We start from the raw sequence: 10,604 nt of genomic DNA, 5'->3' as shown, positions 1-10,604 counted from the left end.
CGGCGGGCACCAGCCGGCGCCCATGGTCGGCACGGTCTTGAGCACCCAGTCGACGATCGAGTCGGACGGATTCAGCATCACGAACTTCGACTTGGCTTCGGAGCCGCCGCCCTTGGCTGCGACGATCACGTCCACCGTGTCGCCCGGCACGATCGACATGTTGATCACGGCCGGGGTGTTGTCCTTCGTGTTGGTGCGCTTGCCGGCCGGATCGGCCAGCACGCTTGCGCGCAGCTTGTTGTCGACGTCGTTGTACGCACGGCGCACGCCTTCGTTGACCATGTCTTCCAGGCTCATCGTGGCGCCGTCCCAGCGCACGTTCATGCCGACCTTCAGGAACACGGTGACGATGCCGGTGTCCTGGCAGATCGGGCGCTTGCCTTCGGCGCACATGCGGCTGTTGGTCAGGATCTGCGCGATGGCATCCTTGGCCGCCGGGCTCTGCTCCTGCTCATAGGCGCGGCCCAGAGCAGTGATGTAGTCCATCGGGTGGTAATAGCTGATGTACTGCAGCGCGTCGGCAACGCTCTGGATGAGGTCTTCTTGACGAATGACGGTCATGGTGGGGGACCAACGTATAGGAATGAAAAGCCGGTGCGGCAGCGCAGTGGTCGGTGGCCGTCACTGCCTGCCTGTGACCTGGACGGCGGGCGCCGCAGGCTCAGAACAGCCTGAGATCATACACCCAATGTCGGGCACGGATTGTCCGAGCGCGTTCGTCGGAATCGCCGCGCCGACAAGGGCGCGGCGTCAATGTGCGTCGGCAGCCTCGCCGTGCGGATGCGCGTGCGAAACGATGCGGTCCACCCAGGCCATCACCAGCGCAGAGACCAGGAACGCCACGTGAATCACGACCTGCCACAGGATCGTGTGGGTGTCCTTCTGGGGTGCATCGATGAAGGTCTTGAGCAGGTGGATCGACGAGATGCTGATCAGCGCCATCGACAGCTTGACCTTCAGCACGCCGGCGTTCACGTGGTCGAGCCACTCCGGTTCATCCTCATGGCCCTCGATGCCGAGCTTGGACACGAAGATGTCGTACCCGCCGATGATCACCATGATCAGCAGGTTGGAGATCATCACCACGTCGATCAGCCCCAGCACGGCGAGCATGATCTTGGTTTCGTCGAGCTCGTTCATGTGCGAGACCAGGTGCCAAACCTCGATCACGAACAGATAGACGTAGGCCGCCTGGGCAACGATCAGCCCCAGGTACAGCGGCAGTTGCAGCCAGCGGGAGAAGAAGATCAGGCGCGGGATCGGGCGCAGCGGAGCAATGGGCGACTTCATGAGGCAAGCGGGCAGTTGGACGAAAAACCGCGCGATTGTAGCGTTTCGCGATGGCGAAATCGCTTACACGGCAACGCTCGCGATGTGCTTCACTCGCGGTCGAGCGACGGATCGAGCGGATCCAGCGGATCGACCACCCGCCGCCGCACCGGGCGGCGCGGCCGTGCCGGCCAGCTTGCGATCAGGATGCCCGCCACCACGCATGCCAGCGCCACACCGTGCGCCCAGCCCGGGGTTTCGCCCAGCGCGACGATGCCGTACGTGGCCGCCGCAATCGGCAGCACGGAGGTGAACACGCCGGCCAGGTGCGCCGGCACGTGGCGGATGCCCTTCATCCACAGCCAGAACGAGAAGATGCTGGCCGACAGCGCATACCAGAGCACCAGCCCCCAGATCGGCAGCGGCACACTCGACGCGTCGAACGTCAGCAGCGGCACCAGCCCGAGCGGCAGCATCAGCAGGCCGCCGATCAAGTGCGTGTACGCGCAGATCTCGATGGCGGGCAACGTTTGCGTCAGGCGGCGCGACAGGATCACGTAGATGGACTCGCACAGCACCGCACCCATCACCAGCGCATTGCCCAGCAGCGCCTGCGTGGCATCGGCCGGCGCGGCGGCGGACGATTCGCCGCCACGATAGGCGTTCAGGATCGCCACGCCGGCCACCGCCAGCACCACCGAAACGAACGTCCGCCGCGATGGCCGCTCGCGCAGCACCAGCCACGACAGCAGCGCCACCGTGGCCGGAATCGTGCTGGTGATGATGCCCGCGGCCAGCGCCGACGTGAGCTTCACCCCGTTGAGCATCAGGAGCGTAAAGCCGAACGTGCCGAAGAACGCCTGCAGGAAGAGGTTCGTCCACTCACCGCGCGTGACGCGCCGCATGCGCGACGGCCTGTACCACGGCGCCATGCAGACAATGGCGATCAGGAATCGCAGCAACGCAAACAGCATGACCGGCATGACGGCGACGATCGATTTTCCGAAGCCGACGTTGCTGCCGACCAATGCCATGGCAGCGATGAGAAAAAGGGCGTGAATGGGCACGATGGTGGTTCGGTGGAAACCGGCACGGGACGCGGCTTTCGGGCCGGCCATGTTGCGTTGCGGTGGGTGCCGTAACGCGGGGTGACGCATTATAGTAATGGCCTTCACATCGGTTTGCGCCGCGCAAATGCGTAAGGCTGGAGTCAGGTCCGGCGCTTAGATTCGCCGCAAAACGATTACAGACATCGCTATCAGGAGACATCATGGCTGGCATTGAATCTGTCCTGCAGGAAACGCGCGTGTTCAACCCGCCCGAGTCCTTTGTCAAACAGGCCAACATCGCCGGCATGGATGCATACCGTGCCCTGTGCGCCGAGGCCGAGCGCGACTACGAAGGCTTCTGGGCGCGCCTGGCGCACGAGCACCTGCTGTGGCACAAGCCCTTCACCAAGGTGCTGGATGAATCCAACGCACCGTTCTACAAGTGGTTTGAAGACGGCGAGCTCAACGCCTCGTACAACTGCCTCGAGCGCAACCTGGAAAACGGCAACGCCGACAAGGTCGCCATCATTTTCGAAAGCGACGACGCCAAGGTCACGCGCATCACGTATCGCGAGCTGCACGCGCGCGTCTGTCGCTTCGCCAACGGCCTCAAGGCCCTGGGCATCAAGAAGGGCGACCGCGTGGTGATCTACATGCCGATGTCGGTGGAGGGCATCGTCGCCATGCAGGCGTGCGCGCGCATCGGGGCGACGCACTCGGTCGTGTTCGGCGGGTTTTCGGCCAAGTCGCTGCAGGAGCGCATCGTCGACGTGGGCGCCGTGGCCCTCATCACGGCCGATGAGCAGATGCGCGGCGGCAAGGCGCTGCCGCTCAAGGCCATCGCCGACGAAGCCCTGGCCATGGAAGGCACTGAGGCCGTCAAGCACGTGATCGTCTATCGCCGCACCAACGGCAACGTGAACTGGGTCGAAGGGCGCGACCGCGCGATGGATGAAGTCGAGGCGGGCCAGCCCGACACGTGCGAAGTGACGCCCGTGGGCGCCGAGCATCCGCTCTTCATCCTCTACACCTCCGGCTCGACCGGCAAGCCGAAGGGCGTGCAGCACAGCACGGGCGGCTACCTGCTGTGGGCGCTGCTGACCATGCAGTGGACGTTCGACCTCAAGCCGGACGACATCTTCTGGTGCACCGCCGACATCGGCTGGGTCACGGGCCACACCTACATCACCTACGGCCCGCTGGCAGCCGGCGCCACGCAGGTCGTGTTCGAAGGCGTGCCGACGTATCCGAACGCCGGCCGCTTCTGGGACATGATCCAGCGCCACAAGGTCAACACGTTCTACACCGCGCCGACGGCGATCCGCTCGCTCATCAAGGCCGCCGAGGCCGACGAGACGATCCACCCGAAGCAGTACGACCTCTCCAGCCTGCGCCTGCTGGGCACCGTGGGCGAGCCGATCAACCCCGAAGCCTGGATGTGGTACCACACGAACGTCGGCGGCGGCCGCTGCCCGATCGTCGATACGTTCTGGCAGACCGAGACCGGCGGCCACATGATCACGCCGCTGCCGGGCGCCACGCCGCTGGTGCCGGGCTCGTGCACGCTGCCGCTGCCCGGCATCTTGGCGGCCATCGTTGATGAAACCGGCGGCGACGTGCCGAACGGGCAGGGTGGCATCCTCGTCGTCAAGCGTCCGTGGCCTTCAATGATCCGCACCATCTGGGGCGACCCGGAGCGCTTCAAGAAGAGCTACTTCCCGGAAGAGCTGGGCGGCAAGCTGTATCTGGCCGGCGATGGTTCGATCCGCGACAAGGACACCGGCTATTTCACCATCATGGGCCGCATCGACGACGTGCTGAACGTCTCGGGCCACCGCATGGGCACGATGGAGATCGAATCGGCGCTCGTGGCGAACCCGCTGGTGGCGGAGGCCGCCGTGGTCGGCCGCCCCGACGACATGACCGGTGAAGCCATCTGCGCGTTCGTGGTGCTCAAGCGCTCGCGCCCCGCCGGCGACGAGGCCAAGCAGATCGCCACCGAACTGCGCAACTGGGTGGGCAAGGAGATCGGCCCGATCGCCAAGCCGAAGGACATCCGCTTTGGCGACAACCTGCCCAAGACGCGTTCGGGCAAGATCATGCGCCGACTGCTGCGCTCGCTGGCCAAGGGCGAGGACATCACGCAGGACACGTCCACGCTGGAGAATCCGGCCATCCTCGACCAGCTCAAGGAAGCCCGCTAACCCGCAGCGCGGCCCCGATCTTGGCCAGCGACTCGCAGCACGACAGCCGCTTTCGCAAGCGGCTGTTTCTGTATTACGGGCTCTACACCGTAGGGTTGCTCGTCTTCATCCTGATGATGGCGGCGATCGAACACGCGCGGGGACCCGGCGTGTGGCTCGGCTATGTGTTCCTGTTCGTCACGATTGCCATCTATGCGTGCATCGGGCTGATCTGCCGCACGGCAGACCTCACCGAATACTACGTGGCGGGCCGACGCGTGCCCGCCTTCTTCAACGGCATGGCCACCGCGGCGGACTGGATGAGCGCCGCGTCGTTCATCGGCCTGGCCGGCATCGTCTTTGCCTCCGGCTATGAGGGGCTCGCCTATGTGATGGGGTGGACGGGCGGTTATTGCCTCGTTGCCTTCCTGCTGGCGCCGTACCTGCGCAAGTTTGGCGGCTACACGGTCCCCGATTTCCTCGCCACGCGCTACGGCAACGGCGAGCGCGGCGGCAGCCCGGTGGTGCGCGGCATTGCGGTACTGGGCGCGACGCTGTGTTCGTTCGTCTACCTCGTCGCGCAGATCCAGGGGGTCGGGCTGGTCGTCACGCGCTTCATCGGTGTGGAGTTTTCGGTGGGCGTATTCTTCGGGCTGGCGGGCATCCTGGTGTGCTCGTTCCTGGGTGGCATGCGCGCGGTCACGTGGACCCAGGTGGCGCAGTACATCATCATGATCGTGTCGTTCCTGGGCGTGGTCGCGCTGATGGGCTGGCACCAGCATCACGACCCGGTGCCGCAGCTTTCCACCGGCCGCCTGTTGCAGCAGATCGACAAGGAAGAGCGCCGCATCGTCCACGACGCCGCCGAGCAGGGCGTGCGGGAGCACTTCCTGGGCGAGGCCCAGGCGCTGCAAGACCGCATCGCTGCATTGCCGCAGTCGTTCGACGACACCCGTGAAGCGTTGAACGCAGAATTGAAGCTTGCCCGCGAGCGTAACGCCCCGCTGCGCGAGATCAAGGCGCTCGAACGCGAGCGCGAGGCATTCCCCGCAGATGCCGCGGCCGCCGCGATCCTGTGGAATCAGCAGCGTGAAGAGGCGTTGGCACGCAGCCGCGTCCCGCCGCCATCGACGGAGCCGTTTCCATCGGCGTCGGAAGCCGAGCGCGGGACACAGCGATTGAACTTCGTGCTGCTGGTGTTCTGCCTCATGGTGGGAACGGCGAGCCTGCCGCACATACTCACGCGCTTTCACACCACACCGTCGGTGCGCGAGACGCGCAACTCGGTCGGGTGGACGCTGTTCTTCATCGTGCTGCTGTACATCTCTGCGCCTGCGCTGGCGGCGCTGGTGAAGCTCGACCTGCTGCAGCATCTGGTGGGGGCGTCGTTCGGCGATCTGCCGCAGTGGGTCGTGCCTTGGCGCAAGGTCGATCCGCCTGTCTTCGCGTTGCGCGACGTCAATGGCGACGGCATCGTGCAGTGGGCCGAGGTGATGATGCAGCCGGACATGGTCGTGCTGGCCGCGCCGGAAATCGCGGGGCTGCCGTATGTGCTGTCGGGCCTGATTGCCGCAGGCGCGCTGGCGGCCGCGCTGTCCACCGCGGATGGCCTCCTGCTGACGATTGCGAATGCGCTGTCGCACGATGTGTACTTCCACATGATCGACAACACCGCCAGCCACCAGAGGCGCGTGACCGGCGCGAAAGTCGTGCTCCTGGGCGTGGCATTGCTCGCCGCCTACGTGACGTCGCTCAAGCCGGGCAACATTCTCTTTCTGGTGGGTGCCGCGTTCTCGCTGGCCGCTTCGTGCTTCTTTCCGGTGCTCGTGCTGGGTGTGTTCTGGAAGCGCACGAATCGGGCCGGCGCGATTGCCGGCATGCTCACCGGCCTGGCCGTGAGCGTGTACTACATCTTCGTCAACTACCCGTTCTTTACGCGCATGACCGGCATCCTCGGCCACCCGTGGTTCGGTGTGGACCCGATCGCCTCGGGTGCGTTTGGGGTGCCCGCCGGCTTTGCCGCCGCCATCGTCGTGAGCCTGCTGACGCGGCCGAACCGGCCGGTGGTCGACAAGCTGGTGGGCTATCTGCGCGATCCGCTGTAGACGCAGCCGCAACGGCCCGCCGCCTGTCAGCGCGGGCCGCATGACGACGAGCGCTGCGCCGTGCCGCCTCAGGCGACGCGGAAGAACGATACCGCCGCGCTGAGTTCCTGCCCTTGGTCCTGCAGCGACTGCGAAGCGGCGGCCGCTTCCTCCACGAGCGCGGCGTTGCGCTGCGTCACTTCATCCATCTGCGAGATGGCCTGGTTGACCTGCTCGATGCCTCGCCGCTGCTCCAGCGAGGCCGCGGCGATCTCTTCCATGATGTGCGTGACCCGTGCCACGGCCTGCGTGACCTCCGACATCGTCGCGCCGGCCTCGCACGCCAGCGTGGAGCCGTCCTGAATGCGTTCCACCGACGAGGCGATCAGTTCCTTGATCTCCTTGGCCGCCGTTGACGAACGCTGCGCCAGGCTGCGCACTTCGCTGGCGACGACCGCAAAGCCTCGGCCTTGCTCGCCTGCGCGTGCGGCCTCCACGGCGGCGTTCAACGCGAGGATGTTCGTCTGAAATGCAATGCCTTCGATGATGCCGGTGATGTCGGCAATCTTGCTCGAGCGCTCGCTGATGTCCTGCATGGTCGATACGACTTGACCAACGACCGTGCTGCCCTTGAGTGCCACTTCCGACGCGGTGGAAGCGAGCGCGGTGGCGTGCTGCGCATTCTCGGCGTTCTGCTTCACGGTGGACGTCAGCTCTTCCATGCTGGCCGCCGTTTCCTGCAGCGACGACGCCTGCGCTTCCGTGCGCTGGCTCAGGTCGGCGTTGCCGGCGGCAATCTGTTTGGCGGCGCCCGCGACGCTGCTGCTGCTGTCGCGCACCTTGTCGACGATCTCGGTCAGGCGGCCGTTCATGTCGCGCAGGGCGGAAAGCAGGTGGCTTGTCTCATCCTTGCCGCGCACATCGATGCGGCTGCTCAGGTCACCGCGCGCCACCGTCCGGGCGACATCGACCGCCGTGCGGATCGGCTGCGTGATCGACCGCGTGATGACCAGGCCGGCAATCACGGCCAGCAGCACCGCGCCGATCGACAGGCCGGTCAGTAGATTGCGCTGGGCGACGTACTGCGCCTCATACGCCTGCACGAGCTGCTCCTGACGTTCGTGCGTGTAGGTGGCATACGCGTCGGTGGTCTTGATGAGCGCAGCCAGCAGCGGGCGGCATTCGTTGTCCATCTTCTGGACGGCCTCATCGCGTTTGCCGGCCAGCACCAACCCGAGGATGTCGGTGGCCACGGGGCCGTACTGCGCCTCCACGCGATTGATGTCTTGTACCAGAGAGCGCCCGCGGTCAGTTGCGTCCTTGGCGCTCGCGATCATGTCGTTGAGTTGCTTGAGCTTGTTCTTCACGTCGTCGTGCGCGCGCAGGACTTCTGCCTTTTCCAGGTCCAGGTCTTGTTGCGTCACCACGAGAACCAGGTTGCGCGCGGCAATGGCGCGGCGGTCGACCGCCGTACGCACGTCGTTGGCGACATCTGCGCGGGCGCTGATGCCGTGCACATAGCTCGAGAATCCTTCGGTCGACTCGGACAGCGCCCGCAACGACATGCCCGATACCACGACAACAATGGCTGCCAGCACGCCAAAGCCCGTGGTGAGCTTGGCCTTGATGGTCATCTGGGAAAGGTTCACAGCGTCCTCCGGTTTGCTGAATGAATAGAGATGCGGTCGCGCACCGGAGCGGCTCGAAAAGGACGGTCGACGACCACGTTTGTTATCTGCAGGGTCTTGCGTACTCGTGGAAGATGCAGGTTATGTCATGGTGAGACCGAATCGTCTTTGTCCGACTTTTCGGTCTACCCGGGGTTATCGGCATTCAAAAGAAAATCCTGAATAGCTTTCTCATGCGCGTTTTTGCTTAATGCATGTGAGGGGGTTGTGTTGCCGGTGAAACCTTGTGTGGCAAGGGCTGGGCTTGCCGTCATTCCGAATCGTGCGATGGATTATGCGGCTTGGGCGGCGCCAACGTTTTCCTACCGTATTTGAGTTATTTAATGTCAGTTATCCCTCTTTTTATCCGCATCACTTGCTGTGCGTAGTTTTACGTATGGATTTAGCCCACTAGGTAATTGGGTGGTGTCGGGTGTTTAAAGAAAACGGCCCGCCGAAGCGGGCCGTGTGATTGCCAGAAGCGGCTTTTGCTACAGCGCGGTGGCGGGCACCACGGGCAGAACCACCTGGGAGGGGCGGGCCGCATCGCTATAGACGGTCAGCACGCCGATCAACGAGTCGAGCAGCGTAGGCAGCGGCGGCACGCCTTGCGGGAGGTTGCTTGCGCCCACCGCTACGCGCAGCTTGTGGCCTTTGGCGATGAGGGCGCTGGTCGGAACACCTCTACCGGCACCATGACGGCCTGGCCCGGCACGATCGGCTGGACGGAGCCGGTCGTGAACGGATGCCATGGCTGGATCATCAGGCCGTTCATCGTGCGTGAACGGCTGCCGTCCACCGCGCGCAACGAAGCCGTCTGGAGCCCATCGGTGTGCGGCGTAACGTTGCCAGCGGCGTCCACGTCGTCAATGCGTACCGAGACGCCGGCGTCCAGCGCGGTGCTCGATATCCATACATCCGCTTCGGGGAAAGTGCCGGTCGCGGCTTTGCCGGATGCGTCGGCGGGCAGCGTCACGTATGCCGCCAGCTTTGTGCCGTCGGGCATCGTGATGTACTGCGTGGCTTGCTTGGCAACGCCTGCGTAGCGCGCGGGCGGGGTGTAATCGTCCCACTTGGCGCCGGCGTTGCTGGCGATGGACGTTCCTGGTTGCACCGGCGTGGCGCGCGTGCCACGCGTGGTCCAGTTGACAGCGGCAGGCTGTGCCGGCTGCGGGGGCTGTGTGGGTTGCGTGGTGGTGTTTGAATCGGCGGGTGTGCTGTTGGCGACGGCGGAACCGTCACCGCCGCCGCAGCCCGACAGCGAGAGCGCCGCGCACAGCAGCGCGGACATGAGCATGCGGCCGTGCCGCACGCGTGGGTTGCCCATCTGCATGGGGGTCTCCTCTTGAATGCTCTGGTTGTGTTTGTCTCGGGGGATGGCCGGCGCGCCGAGGGTGGCGGCACGCGGCCGATCGCTCCGGGTGGGGAAGCGGAGCAAGCGAGTAGGCCGACGCAGAAGAGGGGTGGGTGACACGACCGACCGCGCGCCAGCGGGCTTGGGCGCACGGGTCAAGTACCAAGCATGCCTGTGGACGCGTTCCCCGCAGATGGCGTGGTGCCACCGTGCGAGGCGCGTGATTGGGTTGTGGAACGCCCGAGCGTTACGTAACGTTCCGCGTAACGAGCCGGCCGGCGGGGCCGTGTTCAGATGAGCATTCCGCACCCCACCAACGTAGGGGTGCTGTCCGCCAACCCGCGTCAACAGGGCGTTTCAAACAGATCAAAACGACAACGCATGCATGCACAAACTGCCAATGGAGCGGCCGCCGGGTATTGGCATGGACGTTGCATCGTCAGGCTGCACGCCCGGCACAGGGCACCGCGAAGAGATCGCAAAAACAGCACAGAGCGCAAGGGGGCCATCATGAATCGCACCGTTCAAGACATCGAGATTGCCGCTGCCATTGACTCGGACCTGCTTCGCCGCCGCGAGCAGTTTGCCGGTCAGCCCTCCGCGTGGCGTGTGTGGTCCGAGGCTGCGCACGTTGCCACGCTGAATGAACGCGCACGCAACGCGTTTATCGAACACGTGGCAAACAGCCGTGGTGCCGATATCGCCTTGCGCCTGCTGCTGAAAGCCCAATCGATTCGCGATGAGGTTACGCAGACGCTGATGGTGGGCGAGACGACCGCCACGCTGCATTGAGTTACGCGAGAGGATGCCGACCGCGCAGACGCGTCGGCGGTGGGATGCAAAAGGCCTTGTCGGGAGACTGGGTCTTTTGTTTTTGGGCGATGGAAGGTGCCGCAGAAATGAAAATGCCCGCTTGAGCGGGCATTTGTGTTCTGGCGGAGAGAGGGGGATTCGAACCCCCGATAGGCTATTAACCTATACACGCTTTCCAGGCGTGC

Annotated in this window: 8 protein-coding genes; 3 read left to right on the top strand and 5 right to left on the bottom strand. The window is 64.8% G+C overall.

All coding sequences use genetic code 11. The features are described from left to right. The 3 genes from A6M56_RS03900 to A6M56_RS03890 all read right to left on the bottom strand — a co-directional run. Nucleotides 1-561, bottom strand: a 561-nt coding sequence (locus tag A6M56_RS03900; RefSeq protein WP_286757797.1) for a fumarate hydratase, incomplete at its 3' end; no start/stop codon positions are given. A 189-nt stretch (nucleotides 562-750) separates the two neighbouring features. After that, nucleotides 751-1,290 (bottom strand): TIGR00645 family protein, encoded by a 540-nt coding sequence (locus tag A6M56_RS03895; protein ID WP_045787144.1) that lies wholly within the window; start codon nucleotides 1,288-1,290, stop codon nucleotides 751-753. Nucleotides 1,291-1,379: 89 nt separating this feature from the next. Continuing rightward, nucleotides 1,380-2,336 carry a DMT family transporter gene (locus A6M56_RS03890; RefSeq protein ID WP_099050676.1) on the bottom strand — a complete coding sequence of 319 codons (957 nt, stop codon included), beginning with the start codon at nucleotides 2,334-2,336 and terminating at the stop codon, nucleotides 1,380-1,382. Between the two features lie 203 nt (nucleotides 2,337-2,539). Between A6M56_RS03890 and acs the strand changes: the two genes are divergently transcribed. Both acs and A6M56_RS03880 read left to right on the top strand, forming a co-directional pair. Continuing rightward, a complete protein-coding gene (gene acs, locus A6M56_RS03885; RefSeq protein WP_045787143.1) occupies nucleotides 2,540-4,522 on the top strand; it encodes an acetate--CoA ligase in 1,983 nt (660 codons plus the stop codon). A gap of 20 nt (nucleotides 4,523-4,542) precedes the next feature. Next, complete coding sequence (locus A6M56_RS03880) at nucleotides 4,543-6,606, top strand: sodium:solute symporter family protein (RefSeq protein ID WP_254171297.1); 2,064 nt, start codon at nucleotides 4,543-4,545, stop codon at nucleotides 6,604-6,606. A 68-nt stretch (nucleotides 6,607-6,674) separates the two neighbouring features. Here A6M56_RS03880 and A6M56_RS03875 read toward each other — a convergent pair whose 3' ends face one another. Beyond that, nucleotides 6,675-8,219, bottom strand: coding sequence for a methyl-accepting chemotaxis protein (locus A6M56_RS03875; protein ID WP_045787142.1), 1,545 nt, complete (start codon nucleotides 8,217-8,219; stop codon nucleotides 6,675-6,677). 667 nt (nucleotides 8,220-8,886) lie between these two features. Beyond that, the gene (locus A6M56_RS03870) at nucleotides 8,887-9,585 is read right to left on the bottom strand and encodes a CocE/NonD family hydrolase C-terminal non-catalytic domain-containing protein (protein ID WP_257984045.1); all 699 of its coding nucleotides are present in this window, start codon (nucleotides 9,583-9,585) and stop codon (nucleotides 8,887-8,889) included. Between the two features lie 531 nt (nucleotides 9,586-10,116). On the opposite strand from A6M56_RS03870, the gene A6M56_RS24230 reads away from it, so the two are divergent. Further along, nucleotides 10,117-10,398 carry a DUF7696 family protein gene (locus A6M56_RS24230; protein ID WP_045787140.1) on the top strand — a complete coding sequence of 94 codons (282 nt, stop codon included), beginning with the start codon at nucleotides 10,117-10,119 and terminating at the stop codon, nucleotides 10,396-10,398. Nucleotides 10,399-10,604: the final 206 nt, after the last annotated feature.

This window comes from Ralstonia sp. RL (genome assembly GCF_001683835.1).
In the GTDB taxonomy this organism is placed as follows: domain Bacteria; phylum Pseudomonadota; class Gammaproteobacteria; order Burkholderiales; family Burkholderiaceae; genus Ralstonia; species Ralstonia mannitolilytica.
The sequence above is the reverse complement of the archived record's forward strand: the minus strand, read 5'-3'. Positions and strand labels throughout refer to the sequence as shown.

Coding starts and splice junctions, on each gene's coding strand:
- A6M56_RS03895 (WP_045787144.1), bottom strand. CDS start 1,290: ATGAAGTCGCCCATTGCTCCGCTGCGCCCGATCCCGCGCCTGATCTTC.
- acs (WP_045787143.1), top strand. CDS start 2,540: ATGGCTGGCATTGAATCTGTCCTGCAGGAAACGCGCGTGTTCAACCCG.
- A6M56_RS03875 (WP_045787142.1), bottom strand. CDS start 8,219: ATGACCATCAAGGCCAAGCTCACCACGGGCTTTGGCGTGCTGGCAGCC.
- A6M56_RS03870 (WP_257984045.1), bottom strand. CDS start 9,585: ATGCAGATGGGCAACCCACGCGTGCGGCACGGCCGCATGCTCATGTCC.
- A6M56_RS24230 (WP_045787140.1), top strand. CDS start 10,117: ATGAATCGCACCGTTCAAGACATCGAGATTGCCGCTGCCATTGACTCG.